Origin of the sequence: Tolypothrix campylonemoides VB511288_2 (genome assembly GCF_045999855.1) — a bacterium.
Classification (GTDB): Bacteria; Cyanobacteriota; Cyanobacteriia; order Cyanobacteriales; family Nostocaceae; genus Scytonema; species Scytonema bouteillei_A.
Genome location: NZ_JBFPMW010000014.1, coordinates 270239 through 288118, shown reverse-complemented (window position 1 = coordinate 288118; position 17880 = coordinate 270239). Strand labels below are relative to the sequence as shown.

Here is a 17880-nt window from a genome sequence, read left to right as displayed (position 1 = left end):
ATCAATATTGTCAAAAAATGATATACTTAATTAAATATTCTTATTTAAGAAAAAACACTTAAGAATTATGTATTGGCAACGAAGTTTACTTGGGTTGGGCTCGATCGCAGCCGTAGTAGCACTCACAACGGCTCCTGCTTCAGCAAATTGGGTAGACATCAATGGTGGTAACACTTACGTAGTTCCTCAAGCCCCCACTGTTGGTAATTATATTTACGGTAGCCCTATTTCAACTCCTATACCTGTAAATCCCGCCACAGGTTTACCACCGAAATACAACAGTAACGTATACCCACAGGGTTATTACCCATACTCTTATGGAGGACACAAGATTATTGACTCCACGATTGTTAACCCTGTTTTAGTCAATCCTCAAATTAGAAACTCAACGGTGATTAATCCTGTAATTGTTAACGATCGCCCATCATATCCACACTATTACAGATGGCGATCGCCTTACCGTCGTTTCTAATCTTACTCACCAACATTAGAATAATGGGCTACGTTTAAAGTGAGATGGTAGGCTTTAGCCCTACCTAGTACAGCACGGCGTAAATAAAGCAACCATTAGTGACACAGAAAAAGCTTACAGTTAAAGCTTTTGCGCCTTCTGCCCTCTGCCATCGTACTTCTGCCTTCGTGTACTAGCTCTGTCAAGGTGGCTCAAAAATTAGGAAAATTCTGCCCGAGCTTCGACATCTAACCTTTGCTTTCTTCGCGTCTTTGCGGTTCAAAAACATTTTTTAACCAAGAAGACGCAAAGAGCACGAAGAGAAGAGTAGAGGTTGTATTATCGGAACTTAAATGACTAAATTCCTGCTTTGGATCTTGGAAATAGGTTGACTTTCGTAGCTAATCCCAAATTTTGCAGAACTTTAATTGCCCACCAAGTCATATCTATTTCCCACCAATGCAAGCCAGCTTTTGCAACATTTGGGTGAGCGTGATGATTGTTATGCCAACCTTCTCCATAAGTTAAAATTGCTGCCCACCAAAGATTTCGAGAATTGTCATCTAATTGGAAATTGCGGTAACCTCTGATGTGGGTTGCAGAATTAATGAGCCAGGTGGTGTGCCAAAGCACAACAGCTCTGAGAAAAACTCCGAAAATAATAAAACTCCAACCTCCTAAAGCGTACAGTAAGATACCAAGAGGTATTTGCAGCAGTAAGAAGTAACGATCTAACCAACGATAATATGGATCGCGCTGTATTTCTGGGGCGAATCTTTTGTAATGTTCGGGGTCAAAAAACTCGGATCGCGGATACAATATCCAGAGCATGTGGCTCCACCAAAAACCACGTCGGGAAGAGTAAGGATCTTTGTCTGTGTTCTCTGTATGGGCGTGGTGCAGCCGATGTCCTGCTATCCAAAAGGTTGGTCCTCCTTGCATGGCAAGAGCTCCCAATGTGGCGATCGCATATTCCAACCATTTTGGTACAGAAAAACTGCGGTGGCTCAAAAGTCGGTGATAGCCCAGGCAAATTCCAATACTGCCAAATAACCAGTGCAAGAATATTGTGATTGCTAAAGCAGACCAAGAAAAATACCAGGGAGCGAGCATTGCCAGGGCATGAATCGTACCGAAAAATGCCACGTTAGTCCAGCTCAGAGCCAGTGACTGCTTATCGACAGCCACATCTGAGTTTGTAGTCATGAATTGTTCCTTTGATATAAGTACAGTAAAAACTAGGGGAGAGAGCTAAAGTAGGAGTAGAGGATGCAAGTGCCACTTACATCTCCAAGCTTAGCAAAGAAAAAATTTAAATGCAAGTAGCACTTGCATTCTTCATCTATGAGTGGTCAAATTATTTCAACCCGACAGCGACTGATCGATGCAGCTAGATTCTTGTTTGCAACTCAAGGAATCACAGAAACGACAACAAAAGCAGTTGCAGAATTAGCGGAAGTCAACGAAGTGACACTATTTCGGCATTTTGGTAACAAATATGGGTTGCTTTTAGCAGTCCTAACCGAATCGCCAGTGTTTCAACAGCTAGGTGAATCGTTAAAAATACAAGCCAACCAAACGACGAGTGTTTATCAAGCTCTGAGAGATTATTGTGAAGAGCGGTTGCAGACTCTGGACAAAGTCCCACAATTAGTGCGTTCTGTAGTTGGTGAGGCTGGACATTACTCAGTTGAAAACCGTGAGGCGATTGGAAAAGGCTTAACTCAAGCCAACCACCACGTTGCTGAATACTTAGCTACAGTAATGGAACGGGAAAAGTTGTCCACTCACCTACCTGCTGAAAAGCTAGCCAGTTTACTGAACAGTATGTTAATAGGATATGCCGTAGTTGAATTTACAAGTGAATCTCACCAACTTTGGCATAATAGAGATGAATTTTTAGAAAATTTAGTAACGCTGTTTTTAAACCAAATTACAAATTCTACAAGTTCAACCAATTGTGATTCTTTACCAACAGAGAAGGTTGTAGATTTACCGACTCATTTAGTTCACAGTATTTTGCAAAAGGCAAAGAAATCCGGTCTTCGAGATTATGCTCTCATGTACGTTTTATTTGGGGCTGGTTTATCTCCAGTCGAAATTGTCAACTTAGAGCGTTCCCACCAAATCACGGATGTCAAGCAGCACTTTTTACAAATAACTCAAGGCTCCATTCGACAAGTGCCAATTAATCAATGGATTTTAGGCAAGCGATATGGTTCTTACACGCGCAATCCATTAACTTTATGGCTTAAGAGCCGCAAAGACGATTGCTTGGCATTATTTCTTAGCGATCGCAATGCACCGATCTCCGAGAGAGAAATACACGATCGCTGGGAAATTTTAACCGCAGGTTTATTGACCCCTGAAGGGCAACAACCCGTTATTGAGCAAGCTCAACAAACGTGGTGTGTGGATATGTTGATGAAGGGAATGAATTTAGAAGATATGAGTTTAATTACAGGCTGGAACTTGACTAAACTACAACCATTAGCTCGTCGAGCTAGAGAAAAATTGGCTCTGAAGCAGGCTATTGTTTTAGATAGGAAATCCTAGCAAGAAAGAGAGTAGGGGCGCGATAGTCTTGCGCCTTTACAGAGGGTATGGTTCATTTATATGAAAACTGTTGTAATTCATTATTAACTCGTAATTAAGAATTTCTTAATTACGAATTAGGAATTTTTTAATTACGAATTATTTGTGTTACTCCTTGTTCGGTAGAACGCCTTGCTGCATCTGCAACTTTGAGAGTGTATAAACTTTCTTCTGGCGTGAGATACAAGGGAGTACCGTTGATTAAACGATCCAAAACCATTGTTGTATCTTTAGCAAACAAACCCCGTCGAGTTCCAACCTCTATAGGTTTTCTTTCCCCTACTTGTACCAGAACGCCCGTATCTTCATTAAACAAAAGTCCTCCATTTTCGCCATGAACTTCAAACTTGCGTTCCGGTTGCCATAGCGTTTCACCCTTACCATAAATAACGTGAGCCAACAATCCACTTGTAAAGGAAAGTTGAGCTTCACAGAAACAGCTTTGATAATAATCTGTTTCCACTGCCCAAAATCGGTTGTGGCAATTGACTGACACCACTTCACCAAATAAATCTATAAGACGGTGCAATCGGGACAAAGCACCTATCAACGGAAACCCAAAAAGGTTGTGATTGTACGTCCATTTCCGAGGTGCGGGATGTTCGGGTTTGATAGTGTTGTAACGGACAAAAAATACTTGACCAATTTTTGGTAAGTATTGCTTTACTGCTTGATGTATCCCACCTAACATTTCAATGTGTTCGACGTGTAAAAGCCTGTTTTGTGTTTTTGAGAGTGCAATTAATTCTTCAGCTTCTACCACATCAAAAGACAGTGGATATTCTACTACCACGTGTTTGCCATTCTTTAACGCTTCTCGTACAACTGCTCCGTGATCCCGATTAACACTACAAATAACCACCAAGTCTATATCTTCTTGCTGCACGAGATGTTGCCAAGAATTGACCATTTGTGCTTGATAGTTTCTGGCAAAGGCTTCTGTCTTTTCTGGTGTATTGCCAGCTACGGCAACTAAATGGGAACGCTCATCTTGTAAAAATGCCTCAGCCCTGAGCTTTGCCGCAGCCCCAGTCCCAACTAAACCTACTCGTACAGGACTGTCTTGTAAAAATGCTGAGTTACTGTACATTGGAGTCACCAATCTATCTACCCTATCGTACTTACACCTATATTTTTCCCCAAAGTACGTTTTTCTACTCCCAGTTTTGTCTAAAAATTATAACTTTACTTAATTGATACTTACCGAGCTTTAGTCACAAGCTTTTGAGCCATTTTTCTTATAAATTGGCTGTGAAGAATTCCAGTTTATTTCCAAAATATACTTAGGTATGGCTAGAGGCTACCTAAAGTATCCTGAGGTTTGCTCTAATTTTACTTACATGACTAACTCATCTTCCTTCTCAGTATAATTAAGGAAATAATTGATTTGTCATTGTAGATTTTTTCCTTAACTAGGTAATTGTATAATACAATGCGATCGCAAATCTGAAATTTACTTGGATTTACAATTTTTTTTGCAGTCATAAAATTATCTAATTATCTAGCAATTTGCTGCTCCTTAATATAAGTAAAACTAATCACGATCGGGTAACTAAATTTCATTACTAATCGGGCTAAAATTCCAGTTGCATCCTCTTAGTTTTCTCGTAGTATCAAAAGTGAAGCAAATTTGTAACAGCGGCTGCTCTGTAAAGATAAGCCGTTCTATTTGCTTTAAGATAACTTATACTGCCGTTACAAAAGAGAGGATTACCAAATGCCTACCTACAAAGTCACACTTGTCAACGAAGGCGAAGGTATAAACACAACTATTGATGTAAAAGATGACGAGTACATTCTCGACGCTGCTGAAGAGCAAGGTATTGAACTGCCTTACTCCTGTCGTGCTGGTGCTTGCTCTACTTGTGCAGGTAAACTTGTTACCGGTACTGTTGACCAGTCTGACCAATCATTCTTAGATGATGACCAGATTGAAGCAGGATACGTACTCACCTGCGTTGCTTACCCAACCTCGGATGTCACCATCCAAACTCATCAAGAAGAAGAACTTTACTAGAAGTCACTCCTCTTCATACAGTTTTGGAGGAGTGGATTTTATATGAGTGTCGTCAAGACAGCATAATAAAAAAGCAGCACAGACAAAAGATTTTTGTCTTTGCTGTGTCTGCTTCATACACCTACTTTGGCAATCAATCTGAATTTAGGTCGCACAGCAGGAACGCAGCGCTAACTGTCTTCCTGCTTTATTGACCTAATACTAGTGTGACATATAACAATTAGGGCGTGGGCATTGGGCATTGGCTCTCCCCACATCCAATTAGCTAGTAAGCTACTGCCATTAAATATAAGTAAAACTAATCGCAATCGGGTAACTAAATTTCATTACTAATCGGGCTGAAATTCCAGTTGTATCCTCTTAGTTTTCTCTTAGTATCAAAAGTGAAGCAAATTTGTAATAGTGGGTAACTGTAAAGATTAGCCGTGCTGTTTGCTTTAGGATAACTTATACTGCCATTGACAAAAGAGAGGATTACCAAATGCCTACTTACAAAGTGACACTTATCAACGAAGCCGAAGGTTTAAACACAACTATTGATGTACCAGATGACGAGTACATTCTCGACGCGGCTGAAGAGAAAGGTCTTGATTTGCCCTACTCTTGTCGTGCTGGTGCTTGCTCTACTTGTGCAGGTAAAGTTGTTTCCGGTACTGTTGACCAGTCTGACCAATCATTCTTGGATGATGACCAAATTGAAGCAGGATACGTACTGACTTGTGTTGCTTACCCAACCTCTGATGTCACAATCCTAACTCACCAAGAAGAAGAAATTTATTAGAGATGACTCCTCTTCATACCATTTTGAATGAGTGAATTTTAGATGAGTGTTATAAAGGCAGCATAAGAAAAAAGCAGCAAAGACAAAATTTTTTGTCTTTGCTGTGTCTGCTTTATACACCTACTTTGGCAATCAGTCTAAATTTACGTTGCATAGCAGGAACGCAGCGCTAACTGTCTTCCTGCTTTATTGACCTAATACTAGTGTGACACATAGTACTTGAGGCGTGGAGATTGGGATTGGGAATAAGTTCTCCTTCCTGGTACAATCATCCTGGTGGTTTGTTGTTTTGTGCGATCGCATTGCTGAAAACTTCCATTTTGGTTCCAGGATAATAAAACTGGAGAATTTTTGGGCTTGACCAGCCGAGGCGGGCTAAATTTTGAGCCCCCGTTTGGCTTAACCCTACTCCGTGTCCCAACCCACCACCAATAAAAGCATATCCCCAAAGACCCGGTTGTCCTTTGTTAAGAGGTTTGAGATAGAAAAACGTACTGACTGGCGCAGCAAAAGCACTTCGCACTTCGTCTTTATGTAGTGTAAAAGCGCCTATATTTGTATCAACTTCTAATTTAAGAATGCGCCCACTCTTGCTTCTTTCTGTGACTTGCATCTCTTTAATAGTTTTAAATTTTGCATAGGGGCTTTTCTTTACTTTTAAAAATTTCTGCAAATCTTTGGCAATATCTTCTAGTTTAGTTTCCCTTTGCCATCGGAATAAGTCCCTCTGACTCTCGTTAAATCCTTGCTTGAGATTGATAAACTGTTGGAAATTATTTTCATTAGCTAAACTCTGCCCCGATAAATTCCATAGGTTGCTCTTAGGAGCATCTACCACGGGTTGCAGGTAAGGACGGTCATCACCATTCCAAACATCACTAAAAGATGCTGTTACGCCACCAGTTGTGGAAGAATAGAGGGCATCGACCAGCTGATTTTGATAGGTAAGTACCATACCTCGTGTTGTTGCGATCGCTCGATCTGTATTTGCTGTGACTCCATCCAAACCATAATAAACTTGACAGTGAGTATCCGCGCACAATTGATATCCATCTATTGCAAATCTGTGTACGTTTCTTAAGGCATAAGTCCGCGCAATAACTGCTTGTGCTTCTAAAGCGGCGGTTGGTGATGAAGCACCGATTTCGTAGGGTACCACTCCCCGCAAGTAAGTTTCTAAAGGCACTTCGTTAACCAACGTATAACTTCCGTATGCATTAGACTGAACTTCCATCCTGCCAGCATACAGCCTTGCATTCTCCGGTTTTTGGCTTTCACGAACTCGAATTAAATTCTGGTTGCTGGTAATCTGTATATTCTTCTGAGTGTAGCTTTTGCCATTTGCTTGCAAGCTTAACAGAGGCATTTGCCGCAAAATTTGGGTATCGACAAATGCCGTCTTATAACCATCAGCCAGTATATTTTGTAGGAGCAAGCGTCTGAGTAAAGGCGTGTTGTATACAGACCGTTTTGCCCAAACTTGCCAGCGATCCGGCTGGGCAATTTCCACTTCTATGCCTCGTTCTCGCCACTTTCTAGCACTATCTTCAGCAGTCTCATAAGTACGGTATACTCCCAACACAACTCTTTCCTCTACTGCTGCTTCCGGTAAGAGTTGCATTTTGACTTCTAGGTTTACCGGTTTGTTAGTGACAACGATTTGCTGTTTGTTGCCGTCCTGAAATTTTAGCTTCAGACTATCGCCTTTGGTAGGTTCGAGTAGCAGCTTTTCTGTGGGTTCATCACCAAAGCGCTGCACTATACCTATCCTGAGTTCTACATCCTTTGTTTTGCCCGCAGGTCCTGATGCACCTGTTAAACCCAGCAAACAAAACAAGGGAAGTACGGTATAAGAAATACGCAAGATAATTTTCATGAATTTTAGTATTGCCGCCAGATCTATCTAGAGGTATTTGTGTTTGAGTATGAATGATGGATTGTTGCTGGTCAGCTTACGTCGTTTAAAATTGGGAAGTTTTATTTTGTTCGGTCACTACCCTATTTTTTCAGGTAGGGGGTAGGTTTGTTAAAGAACCTACTATGTAGTTAAACAACAGATAAGGGCGATTGCTTGGCAACTATTATTAGTTGGGAAAAAGGTTATTACCACTTGGGTATTCCGGTTGCCACATTTATCACCTCCTTTGCACATCTTACAATAACGTGCAAGATTATTCCGGATAAACAAAGAATACACTTCATTGGTACCAAACTGTGGCAATACCATAGATTTTGTTACCCAAACGATTGGCTTATTTGCTGCATTTATTATAAGAATAAATACTTAATTCTGTACCTACAAAATCCGTAGGTCAAGATGAAAAATTAGTATTTTCTACATGGAGACTGCTATTTCACCACCAGTGTTCCTCATGTCACTTCTGCAATACCATAAGATTTCTTCAACAAAGTCGTGTTTGTACCACAAATTTTTTGATGATACTACTACCGCTCTCATCGAAACAATTCATTGCAAATTAAAGTCATAACGACTATGATTTATTTAAAAGCAAGAAAATTTACTAACAAAACTTATTATGGTCAGAGTTCAAGAAATTCCGTTAAATCAAATACAGCGACCCCTACCCAGAAAGAACGATCCAGAGAAAGTTTTAGCTTTGATGGAATCGATCGCAGAGATTGGACAGCAAGAACCGATAGACGTTTTAGAAGTTGAGGGAAAATATTACGGATTTTCTGGATGCCATCGCTATGAAGCATGCCAGCGTTTGGGTAAAGAAACTATCATCGCCAGAGTTCGCAAAGCCCCAAAAAGCGTTCTCAAGATGCATTTGGCTTAGCTAATGGCTAATGGCTAATGGCTAATGGCTAATTGCTAATTGCTAATAGCTAATGGCTAATGGCTAATTGCTAATAGCTAATGGCTAATGGCTAATGGCTAATTGCTAATGGCTAATGGAAGACTGGTGAATCCACTGAACCGCGTGCGTGGTAAGCTCATTGTTATAGGAGGGTTAGCCCGAACTTATAGCAATTAGCGTATAGTCCAAAGGGTACAAGCCTGCGGCAATGCGTAGTATCTCCCTAGGAGAGTAGGATCGACCCATTGGCAAAGCATAAAAGACACAGAGCTAATGGTGATATTAACTATTAGCAATTAGCCATTAGCCATTAGCCAAAATGCCTGATAACGATCGCACTAAAAAGTTGCAAGACTTAATGCAACGGGTGGACATTTCTAGCTTTAAAGCTCTGAGTCGCACTGCTGGTGTCTCAGAGCGGCAAATTTTGCGCTTGCGACAGTTGGGAGTTGAGCAGATGCGGGTGGATGTGTTGCTCAAGTTGTCACAAGCGCTAAAAGTTTCTTTAAATGAGTTTATTAGAATTTTTTCTCAAGTGGATTTGGTGAAAGATGCAGATCCACCAAGTCAAGAATTATTAAAACAAATCACAGAGATAAGAAAAGAGTACGAGCGCCTACAAGAGCAACTTCAACAGCAACGGCAAGTTTTGATACAAGAATTCCAGCAGTCGAGTTTGCAACTGCTCGAATCTTTATTAGTGCAATTTCCTACGGCTGCACACAAAGCTAGAGAAAATACTCAATTACCTGCGGTTAATATATTGCCACTGATACAGAAGCCTTTGGAAAGACTTTTACAGCAATGGGGTGTGGAGGCGATCGCGCCTGTGGGAGTAGAATTACCTTACGATCCGCAATTGCATCAGTTAATGGAAGGCAGCGCACAACCAGGTGAAATAGTCAAAGTACGATATACAGGTTATCGTCAAGGTGAGAAGCTGTTTTACAGAGCAAAGGTTAGCCCGCTTAATAGCGATCGATGATCGATCGAGTACGGGAAAATGATTTCCCTCTCAATTCCTCATTTTCAATGCTCAATACCCAAAATTCGTATTTTTACTGAACTTTTTCAGGAAAATTATGTAAAAATTTTGATTATTGATAATAACTCGGTAATTTCAAAAGACATACAACAGCGACTTTTCGATGCTTTGTTTACAGCTAAGGGAATTGGCAAAGTTACTGCTATGGAGCTTTCTATGAGCTACCAGATTTTTACGCACAAACAGGGTGTTGTTATGGAGTATTTTTCCTTACTAAGGGGTACTACTCCTGCGTACCCTTATGCTTCGGCTTGGTCAATAATAGAGTCATTAGGAATTTTCAAGAAATATAAATTATCCATCGTGTGGGATAGATGGGATTGTATTGCGGGGATCTCGCTAATACCTAGAGAGGGCTCCAACGCCCTCCATTGAAGCAAATCGGGAGCATCTTCGCCCGCTATTGATAGAACGGGCTGCGAGCAACATCCGATAAGAAAAAGTTAGATATTTTTTAATTTGAAAATTCCTTTGTATGGTAAAACAAGAGTTTACCCGGATATGAATAAAAAATTAAAACGAACAATTCATGATTAATTTACATTTATAACTTATATCTTACATTTTCTCTATGGCAGTCATTTTTCAAATGAATTACTATTGAAATGTGCTGACCAACTCAAAACATCATTAGTATAACTACAAAATCCAAGATATTATGGCAAATCCAGTTGTGAAAGTGATTCGACCCAATGGAATTTTAGATTCTACTCAAGGGCAAGAGTTTAGACAAGTAATTAACGAAGTTTTGGAACAAGACAATAACACAAGAATCGTATTGCTTGATTTCCAAAATGTAACATTTATGGATAGCTCTGGTTTGGGTGCTTTGGTGTTAGCCTTTAAAGCGCTGCGTGCAGCCGATAAAAAATTGATTATCTGTGCCATTAACGAACAAGTTAGAATCTTATTTGAATTGACTGGTATGGATAAGGTGTTTGAAATATTCCCCAATGAAGAGGAATTTAATAAAGCTGTTATGTCTAGAAGTTAATCAAACTGAATTTGGATTATAGATAAGTCATCATCAATAGCGTCTTTGGAGTTTAAAGTATTGATGTAATTGAGTATAGAATCAAGGTTATTATCAAAGCGGTGCTCTAAGTCGATAAGAAATTGAATAAAAGCATCTAAAGTCCAAACAGTACCATCAGATTGAGTAATTTCATAAGCACCATCACTAAAAATGTAAAGGCAACTAGATTCTTCTATCTGACAGATGCCATCAACGTACTTTACGTGAGGAAACATGCCAACGGGCATACCGGGAGTTCTCAATCTTTTAACTGCATTAGTTTTTGAAGAGTCTTTGGATATCAAAACAGCAGGTGGATGACCGGCACTAGCATAGGTTAACTGTCGCTTAACGCGGTTGTAAACTCCATACCAAATGGTAAAGTACTTGTCATTTTGATAGTTCATTTGAAAGGTGTCATTCAATGCCCTCAATACATCGCTAGGTTGGTAATAATTCAGTCCTTTTAGGGCGTGCGATCGCAATAAATTGAGTACGGAAATTGAGGGAAGAGCTGCTCGCAATCCATGTCCTGCAGTGTCTAATAGATAAATTGCCAGATAATCAGGGTCCAACCAATAATAATCGAGGCAATCCCCTCCAAGTTGTCGTGAGGGAATAAACCGAAAATTTATTTTTAAGGGTTGCATCATTGGAGGCGGCAGAAGAGATTTTACGTATTCTGCCGCCTCTGACAATTCTGACTCCAGAATTTGCTTTTGAATTTGTAAATCCCGGCTGACTTGATGCAAGCGCAACCCTGCTCTAACTCGGGCTTGTAATTCATTTTGTTCTATAGGTTTTGTGATAAAGTCATCCGCACCTGCATCTAACCCCTTAACACGGTCAGCCACTGAATCTAAAGAAGTTAGTAAGATAAAAAAGGTGGTGGATAATTTGGGATTTGCCTTAACTTGTTTGCAAACCTCAATTCCATTTAAACCGGGCATTATCCAATCACAAATAATAAGCGCAGGACAGCAAGAAACTGCCTTGACAATTCCTTCCTCTCCGTCGTTGGCTACTATCACCCTGTAACCCTGTCTTTCTAGCATTCTTTTCAGAAGTATTTGTACTGCAGGGTCATCATCAACTACTAAGATTTGAAACACATTAGTCATTGGTCATTGGTCGCTGGTTACGGATCGCCATTTGCTGTTTATGGAGGTGATAGGGGATTTAGCCACAAAAGGACAGTACGTTGCAACGCTTGAAGGTCACGGTATACTTCTTGCCTAAACCACTGTCCCAATGCATCAAAAGGCGAAAATGATTCACCTGTTTGCCATTTAATATCTTGCCCTAATGGGGTCGTGTGAGTTCCTGTAAGTGTTTGTACTGTCACCATATCTGAAAAGCGCTGTTTTAGGAGTTCAGTTAAAGCCGCCGATTGGTCGAGGGTATCGTTGCTAAATTTTACCAGCAGGTTTCGACGGACTGCATATCGCTCTTGTACGAGTTGATTTGTTTCTAAAGGCGAAGGAGTAAACTCGACAGCAGCAGCTAAGTTGAACTGTTCGACTAGGGGAATGGCGTTGAACTGTTCGACTAGGGGAATGGCATCTCTAGCGGCATAGTTGTTATAGGATATTAGGATATTACCAGCACGTTCTACAGCAAAGAGGCTGCCAATTAGCAAGTGGAGTTTACACCCCATGCTATGTCCTATCCCATAAATGGGAAGGTAGCGCTTGCGAATCGCTGACGAATCTTGTAAGCGTTCTAAGGCGCGTTCAAAATTTAGCAGTACAGACTTTGCGATCGCATAATGATCCAAAGTGTTAACAAACGGCGTAGCAATAACAGCATAGCCTTTAGTGGCCAGTTGTTCTAGTAACCAGCGATAGGTAATGTGAGGTGCTGTCGCGACAAATGCACCGCCAAGGAAGTGAACGATGCCAATAGGATTTCGCGGAATGAGAACCCAGTTACCAGATATTTCTTTCCAGTCCATGTACGGCTATATCAGCAGTAGAAGTTAAGAAGTTAATACTTCTTCTTCATGGTATAGCTTGTTTCCTCTGCTTGTGGAATAACGGCGTTTGAACAAAAAGGTTTCGCGCAGTCCCCACCTACAAATACTGTGAAGAAGGCAGCCTTGTAGATGGCAAAAGTTCCCACGACAGGCTGAGGACGCCAGCTTTTCTGGTAAAGTTATGTAATTCGAGAATTGCACAGCGCAAGATTCCTCAACCATAATCGTAAAATTTGGTTGGGGTGCGTTCAATCAGAAGGGAACAACTTATTGTGAAGTTGTTCCCCGGTTTTTCATTTTACTAATTCCCCTATGCCCTGTGCCTTTCTTCAGGGAATTTAAGCTGCAACAACTTCTTCATAGGGAACGAAGGTTTTCTTTGTAGCGCCACAAATTGGACAAACCCAATCTTCAGCAATTGCCTCAAAAGGTGTACCGGGTGCAATTCCTGAATCAGGATCGCCGACTACAGGATCGTAAATCATTGAACACTGACGGCAAATCCATTTCTGGGTAGCTGGCTCGCCACTGGTTGCTTTCTGTGCGGGTGCAACTCCATCTAAAGATTGCAATGCTTCTGTATACTGACGGGCATGATGCTGTTCAATGGGTGTCAGCAATCCAAAGTTGTGTGCTGCTTTACGGAATATTTGAGCGTGTTCGCGAGACTCTACCTGCTGCGCTTCAAATTCGACTGCAGCTTTCGTGTCTCGATCTGCACGTGCTGCTTCTGTGAAGCCCGGATACATAATTGTATATTCGTAGGTTTCACCTTCGATCGCTAGTTCCAAACAACGGGCGGCGATTGCTTTTTTCTCCTCTTCAGTTAAGGAAGCGATATCATTCACCACTAGTTCTGGATGCATTAACCTGAAATGAGCAAAAGCGTGTTCTGTCTCTTGATTTGCTGTTTCTCGAAACAGTTTTGACAATTCCGTCATTCCTAACTGACGGGTCACTTCTGCAAAAAAGAGATATTTCCGATTCGCCATTGATTCTCCAGCAAAAGCGTCGGCTAAATTCTTTGCGGTGTTAGAGTTGGATAAGTCCATTGTTTCTCTTCTCTTAATTATTAACTTACGGACTGCCGCAGTCGGGGCAATTTTGATAACTCGTACTCATAACGAATACGTTTAATCTAATTGTAGTCATTACGAGTATGAATAAGCAAGTTTTTCAAGATGTTTTTATGCTTGGGGAGTGACTTAAAAATTTAGAGGGTAGACAGACAAGGGGGATAAGGGAGAATAACTCTCGCCCAATGCTCGAGAAATAGAAAATAGGTGGTGCTTTGCACTTTATGCTTCTGTGGAAGGTCAAAATAAAACCCCCAGGCTTGGGGGTATAACGGTATTATATGGTTGTGGCCCGAGGGCTTAGTTATATATAGGAGCAAGTTTGTTCTGTTTATGCACTTTGAACAAGCAGTACGCTCTCGATCGCATTTCTAAAAAGAAAGAACCGTTCGCAACGTCCCCGTGACGATCGTACCGTTTGACTCTTGGTTTGAAGGATTGGTAATCACTTGAATCAAAGGCGTCACTTGGATGTTGTAACTGATGGGAAAGTTATAAAACGCTTCAAAGTTGGTTTGAGTGGAATCGCCAATCTCATTAGCAATGAACGGTTGTCCTGCAGCGATACCAGCTAAAGCACCCCTAGTAAATAAGTCTGGAAAAGCAACTCCAGCCATCCAGTAGTTGGGTTTGATATCGCCAACGAAGGTGTCGTCGTAGTTTCCATAGCCATAACGACCAAATATGGCAAATTTTGATGAAAGTGCTAACTCAAAATTAGCTCCGAACACGTCGTAGCGGTTATCTAAGACTTCACCACCACTGTACTGAAGGCGTAAAGCAAATTTTCTGGAAGGAGCATATTCTAGTTCAACTGTACCTTGATATGTGTCACCAAATATGCCAGCATCCCCAAAGTTACGATTGGGATTAACCGGATACAGTAGGGGAATAAAGGATGCTGTCCCTCTGAGAACATCACCAACGTTCTGTATGTTCAAATTGCCTGGTTGGGATGCACCAGCAGCTGCGTACAATGCTCTGACTGAGATTGCTCCGCCACCGGGTTTCCAATCAATTGCTGCACCCGATGAGGGACCGCTAATAGGGAAGAGAAGATAATTATTTGTGAATGCTTGAGTGCTAAAGTCGCGGAAACTCAGGTAAGCGTAGCTGTTGCGATCGACATAGTCAGTTGTGCGAATATCGGGTCCGATAGAAACTCTAAGGTCTTTGAACGGTTGAAAAGTGTAAGATACTCTTGCGATTCCAATGTCAGCGTCAGTGGGTGGTTCAACAGAAAAGTCAAGGACGCTACCAAAGGTTGGCTCTAAAAACCCTGCAGCATCGTCAATGCCTCTAACTGGACCGCTACCCGTGTTGATAGTTGTGCCACTACCCGTGTCAATACGAACAAGTAACAAGTCATTACCAAAAAAACTTGTACTGAAATCTATACCGGCTCGATATGATATTGTGGGGTTTGGATTTTCAGTAGCAAGGACTTGGCCTGTGGCATCGATAATGCGGTCTCCATCAAATCCACCTGCGTTCACTCCTACGACGATTTGACCGGTTAATTTTGTGGTTGTGGAGAATTGATTAGCCTCTATTTCCGCCGTCTTTGCTTCCAACGCATCGACTCGTCCCCGCAATGTTGCTAATTCCGCAGAAAACTCTTGTTGGAGTCTTTGCAAAGTTGCTAGGTCATCACGGGAAACTAAATCTGCTGTACTTGCTGCAATTAGTTCGTCAATCCTTGCCAAGGCAGCATTTAACCCAGCTGCAAATTCATAGCGTGTCATGGCACGGTTTCCCCGAAATGTACCATTGGGGTAGCCTGCTATGACTCCATAACGCTCCACTAAAGATTGGAGTGCTTGAAAAGCCCAATCAGTGGGTTGTACGTCCCTGAGTTGGCTAACTGAGTTCACTCGGTCGGCTGGATTAGAAGCGCCAGAACGTGGGGGTTCTCCCCGTTGAGGTAATTGGCTGACAACTGGCTTTATCTGAGTAATGGGTTTTGCTGTCGGTTTGGTCGTGTTGCGAACTCGTTTTGATTCAAAACCGTTTTGGGTTGGAATTGTTTCGGCTAGTCCGGCATTCTGGGAAAGTATGAGGTAAGAGCAAGCGAGCGCTCCCGTAACATTTTTGACAAGCTTTCTCATATTATGAACCGTTTTATAGTAGCTAGCAGTCTTTTTCATCAATTGTGAGGAGCTGCTAGAGCCCCAACTTAAAGAAGTCAGAGATCTGAAAATTTACCGAAAAAAACAATTACAAGAAAATTAACGCTTAAGCTTGTACCATGTAAAGCTTTTTTGAGAACATGCTCAAACAAACACACCTTTTCAGACTTTTTCTGTCTTTTTTTATTTTTCCTTAAAATAAAAACGCAGTTTGTAATGTAGGAAAATGATAAATTAGTGACATTCTGGCCCCACCATTAGCAACAATTACGTAGTCTGGTCATCCACCGGGACGCTTCATTCACCAAGAAGGCTGCTACATCACCCATATCATCTTCCACTCACTCGCCGTAAAAATGTGGTTTCTCACAGCACGGGCAATACACAGGACAGTACTTTAATCTGCAACTCTTGTCTGTTATCGCTCAAAATCTTCTTATTTTGCAAACTTTTGTGCGGTTTTCAACACCAACCATAACTTGCAATTCTAAAGCAAAAAACTTTAAATTTTACTTAGCTGGCTAAATTTACTCTTTGCTATGGCTGAAAAACCAACGCAGGAAACCCTTTGCTACCTGATAGTACAAGTTTGCAAAGCTCACCGCAACGAAGCTTGTAAAGTTTTGAGTGACATGGGGCTGCATATTGGGCAAGAAATTTTGCTGATCCATTTGTGGGAAAACGACGGATTAATTCAATCCGATTTGGCTTTTAAGATGCAAGTAGAAGCTCCAACTCTCACGAAAATGCTCAATCGTATGGAAATAGTTGGTTTATTACAACGACGTAGGGATGAAGAAGATGCACGAATTTGCCGGATTTACTTGACGGACGCAGGAAGAGCGCTCCAAAAACCAGTCCAAACTGCTTGGAATCTTTTAGAAGAGCGCATTTTGGCTAATTTAACGCTAGAGGAGCAACTGCTGCTGCGACGGTTGCTTTTACAGGTTCACAACAACCTCAGCTAAAAGTTCTTTTTTTTGAAACTTTATTTAGCTGGCTAAATATTTTTTGACAGAGCGTTTTACTTATTAAATAACGAATTGCAAATAATAGAGGAGTTTGTATGGATCTGTTGAAATTGAAGAGTTTGCCAGAAGATTTACGCAATGCTGTAATGCATTATGACTTATCAAAAGGAGAAACCCTATTCCGACAAGGAGAGCCAGCATCGTTTTTCTTTACTGTAGAAACAGGGCGTATCCAACTTGTTCGCTATACAAGCGACGATAAAGTTGTGACTTTCCAAGTTGCGGAACCTGGTAATAGTTTGGGTGAAATTGCTTTGTTTTCTCAGACCTACCCCTGTAGTGCAGTTGCAGAAGTGGCTTCTCGAGCGATCGCATATCCCAAAGAGCTTATATTATCAGCAATCCGCGCCAATCCTGAGTTAGCTGAAGATTTCATAGCAATGCTAGTACAGAAAATCCAAGATTTGAAATTGCGTATAGAATTGCGAGACATTCGAGCCGCTCACAAGAGATTGTTACGTTATCTTCGTTATTTAGCAGCGTCCGAGGAGCAAAGCATTGTCAGCTTTGACCGCCCCCTTAAAGAAATTGCTGCTGATTTGGGTCTAACACCCGAAACTCTATCACGAGCATTGGCTCGATTGGAACGGGAAGGTAAAATCGCACGTACCCGCCTGCAAATTACACTTCAGCAATCGTCAGCGGCTTGATTTAAATCATTGCACTTGTTATACCAAACCCTTTAATATGCCCATTGGTTTGAAAGAAGGATGAAGTATGAAAGATAAAGGATGAAGAGATATATTGTTCTCTTTAACATCAATGGATACACGCAACAAAATTTATTTGTGCAAAAAATCATAGAGAAGTCTCTATAGCTTACAATCCATAAATGTATAACAAGATTTATTTGTACAAATCAATAAAACAAAAGCATCCTGAATTTCCAACCTTTCAATTTACTTATGGTATTACTACATATTTCATACTTTAGTAGGCTTTT

17 protein-coding genes are annotated in these 17880 nt (G+C 41.1%); 10 read left to right on the top strand and 7 right to left on the bottom strand.

Going from position 1 to position 17880, the window contains the following annotated elements:
• The first annotated feature begins 67 nt into the window (after positions 1-67).
• Positions 68-472: a hypothetical protein gene (locus AB0756_RS32850; protein ID WP_050045898.1), complete on the top strand. Its 405-nt coding sequence runs from the start codon at positions 68-70 to the stop codon at positions 470-472.
• 336 nt (positions 473-808) lie between these two features.
• On the opposite strand, the gene AB0756_RS32845 is transcribed toward AB0756_RS32850, so the two are convergent.
• Positions 809-1657: an acyl-CoA desaturase gene (locus tag AB0756_RS32845; protein WP_038083863.1), complete on the bottom strand. Its 849-nt coding sequence runs from the start codon at positions 1655-1657 to the stop codon at positions 809-811.
• 138 nt (positions 1658-1795) lie between these two features.
• On the opposite strand from AB0756_RS32845, the gene AB0756_RS32840 reads away from it, so the two are divergent.
• Positions 1796-3007 carry a TetR family transcriptional regulator gene (locus AB0756_RS32840; protein ID WP_038083866.1) on the top strand — a complete coding sequence of 404 codons (1212 nt, stop codon included), beginning with the start codon at positions 1796-1798 and terminating at the stop codon, positions 3005-3007.
• A gap of 127 nt (positions 3008-3134) precedes the next feature.
• Here AB0756_RS32840 and AB0756_RS32835 read toward each other — a convergent pair whose 3' ends face one another.
• Positions 3135-4136, bottom strand: a complete 1002-nt coding sequence (locus AB0756_RS32835) for a Gfo/Idh/MocA family protein (RefSeq protein ID WP_038083978.1) — start codon at positions 4134-4136, stop codon at positions 3135-3137.
• A gap of 627 nt (positions 4137-4763) precedes the next feature.
• Here AB0756_RS32835 and AB0756_RS32830 point away from each other — a divergent pair.
• Entirely contained in the window at positions 4764-5063 is a 300-nt protein-coding gene (locus AB0756_RS32830; RefSeq protein ID WP_038083869.1) for a ferredoxin, read from the top strand.
• A 481-nt stretch (positions 5064-5544) separates the two neighbouring features.
• The gene (locus AB0756_RS32825; RefSeq protein WP_038083871.1) at positions 5545-5844 is read left to right on the top strand and encodes a ferredoxin; all 300 of its coding nucleotides are present in this window, start codon (positions 5545-5547) and stop codon (positions 5842-5844) included.
• 268 nt (positions 5845-6112) lie between these two features.
• Here AB0756_RS32825 and AB0756_RS32820 read toward each other — a convergent pair whose 3' ends face one another.
• Complete coding sequence (locus AB0756_RS32820) at positions 6113-7720, bottom strand: SpoIID/LytB domain-containing protein (protein WP_038083873.1); 1608 nt, start codon at positions 7718-7720, stop codon at positions 6113-6115.
• A 661-nt stretch (positions 7721-8381) separates the two neighbouring features.
• On the opposite strand from AB0756_RS32820, the gene AB0756_RS32815 reads away from it, so the two are divergent.
• The 4 genes from AB0756_RS32815 to AB0756_RS32800 all read left to right on the top strand — a co-directional run bounded on the left by AB0756_RS32815 (position 8382) and on the right by AB0756_RS32800 (position 10705).
• On the top strand, positions 8382-8645 hold the full coding sequence (locus AB0756_RS32815; RefSeq protein ID WP_017747164.1) for a ParB N-terminal domain-containing protein: 264 nt from the start codon (positions 8382-8384) through the stop codon (positions 8643-8645).
• 340 nt (positions 8646-8985) lie between these two features.
• Positions 8986-9651 carry a nucleotide exchange factor GrpE gene (grpE, locus tag AB0756_RS32810; protein WP_038083875.1) on the top strand — a complete coding sequence of 222 codons (666 nt, stop codon included), beginning with the start codon at positions 8986-8988 and terminating at the stop codon, positions 9649-9651.
• An 18-nt stretch (positions 9652-9669) separates the two neighbouring features.
• Positions 9670-10086 (top strand): hypothetical protein, encoded by a 417-nt coding sequence (locus AB0756_RS32805; protein WP_038083877.1) that lies wholly within the window; start codon positions 9670-9672, stop codon positions 10084-10086.
• A 283-nt stretch (positions 10087-10369) separates the two neighbouring features.
• Complete coding sequence (locus AB0756_RS32800; RefSeq protein WP_038083879.1) at positions 10370-10705, top strand: STAS domain-containing protein; 336 nt, start codon at positions 10370-10372, stop codon at positions 10703-10705.
• Here the strand turns inward: AB0756_RS32800 and AB0756_RS32795 are convergent.
• The 4 genes from AB0756_RS32795 to AB0756_RS32780 form a co-directional block, all read right to left on the bottom strand.
• On the bottom strand, positions 10702-11838 hold the full coding sequence (locus AB0756_RS32795; RefSeq protein ID WP_038083980.1) for a SpoIIE family protein phosphatase: 1137 nt from the start codon (positions 11836-11838) through the stop codon (positions 10702-10704). The genes AB0756_RS32800 and AB0756_RS32795 overlap by 4 nt on opposite strands.
• Positions 11839-11885: 47 nt before the next feature.
• Entirely contained in the window at positions 11886-12680 is a 795-nt protein-coding gene (locus AB0756_RS32790; protein WP_038083882.1) for a DUF1350 family protein, read from the bottom strand.
• Between the two features lie 359 nt (positions 12681-13039).
• Positions 13040-13753: a rubrerythrin family protein gene (locus AB0756_RS32785; protein WP_038083884.1), complete on the bottom strand. Its 714-nt coding sequence runs from the start codon at positions 13751-13753 to the stop codon at positions 13040-13042.
• A 395-nt stretch (positions 13754-14148) separates the two neighbouring features.
• The gene (locus AB0756_RS32780; RefSeq protein ID WP_038083887.1) at positions 14149-15885 is read right to left on the bottom strand and encodes an iron uptake porin; all 1737 of its coding nucleotides are present in this window, start codon (positions 15883-15885) and stop codon (positions 14149-14151) included.
• 560 nt (positions 15886-16445) lie between these two features.
• Between AB0756_RS32780 and AB0756_RS32775 the strand changes: the two genes are divergently transcribed.
• Together AB0756_RS32775 and AB0756_RS32770 are read left to right on the top strand one after the other, a co-directional pair.
• Complete coding sequence (locus tag AB0756_RS32775; protein ID WP_038083889.1) at positions 16446-16874, top strand: MarR family winged helix-turn-helix transcriptional regulator; 429 nt, start codon at positions 16446-16448, stop codon at positions 16872-16874.
• Between the two features lie 98 nt (positions 16875-16972).
• The gene (locus AB0756_RS32770; RefSeq protein WP_038083892.1) at positions 16973-17587 is read left to right on the top strand and encodes a Crp/Fnr family transcriptional regulator; all 615 of its coding nucleotides are present in this window, start codon (positions 16973-16975) and stop codon (positions 17585-17587) included.
• Positions 17588-17880 lie beyond the last annotated feature (293 nt).

What these genes read in the sequence shown, in the direction of transcription:
- AB0756_RS32805 (WP_038083877.1), top strand. Translation starts at nt 9,670, where the DNA reads ATGATTTCCCTCTCAATTCCTCATTTTCAATGCTCAATACCCAAAATT.
- AB0756_RS32845 (WP_038083863.1), bottom strand. Translation starts at nt 1,657, where the DNA reads ATGACTACAAACTCAGATGTGGCTGTCGATAAGCAGTCACTGGCTCTG.
- AB0756_RS32800 (WP_038083879.1), top strand. Translation starts at nt 10,370, where the DNA reads ATGGCAAATCCAGTTGTGAAAGTGATTCGACCCAATGGAATTTTAGAT.
- AB0756_RS32830 (WP_038083869.1), top strand. Translation starts at nt 4,764, where the DNA reads ATGCCTACCTACAAAGTCACACTTGTCAACGAAGGCGAAGGTATAAAC.
- AB0756_RS32850 (WP_050045898.1), top strand. Translation starts at nt 68, where the DNA reads ATGTATTGGCAACGAAGTTTACTTGGGTTGGGCTCGATCGCAGCCGTA.
- AB0756_RS32770 (WP_038083892.1), top strand. Translation starts at nt 16,973, where the DNA reads ATGGATCTGTTGAAATTGAAGAGTTTGCCAGAAGATTTACGCAATGCT.
- AB0756_RS32790 (WP_038083882.1), bottom strand. Translation starts at nt 12,680, where the DNA reads ATGGACTGGAAAGAAATATCTGGTAACTGGGTTCTCATTCCGCGAAAT.
- AB0756_RS32840 (WP_038083866.1), top strand. Translation starts at nt 1,796, where the DNA reads ATGAGTGGTCAAATTATTTCAACCCGACAGCGACTGATCGATGCAGCT.
- AB0756_RS32815 (WP_017747164.1), top strand. Translation starts at nt 8,382, where the DNA reads ATGGTCAGAGTTCAAGAAATTCCGTTAAATCAAATACAGCGACCCCTA.
- AB0756_RS32775 (WP_038083889.1), top strand. Translation starts at nt 16,446, where the DNA reads ATGGCTGAAAAACCAACGCAGGAAACCCTTTGCTACCTGATAGTACAA.
- AB0756_RS32785 (WP_038083884.1), bottom strand. Translation starts at nt 13,753, where the DNA reads ATGGACTTATCCAACTCTAACACCGCAAAGAATTTAGCCGACGCTTTT.
- AB0756_RS32820 (WP_038083873.1), bottom strand. Translation starts at nt 7,720, where the DNA reads ATGAAAATTATCTTGCGTATTTCTTATACCGTACTTCCCTTGTTTTGT.
- AB0756_RS32835 (WP_038083978.1), bottom strand. Translation starts at nt 4,136, where the DNA reads ATGTACAGTAACTCAGCATTTTTACAAGACAGTCCTGTACGAGTAGGT.
- grpE (WP_038083875.1), top strand. Translation starts at nt 8,986, where the DNA reads ATGCCTGATAACGATCGCACTAAAAAGTTGCAAGACTTAATGCAACGG.
- AB0756_RS32825 (WP_038083871.1), top strand. Translation starts at nt 5,545, where the DNA reads ATGCCTACTTACAAAGTGACACTTATCAACGAAGCCGAAGGTTTAAAC.
- AB0756_RS32780 (WP_038083887.1), bottom strand. Translation starts at nt 15,885, where the DNA reads ATGAGAAAGCTTGTCAAAAATGTTACGGGAGCGCTCGCTTGCTCTTAC.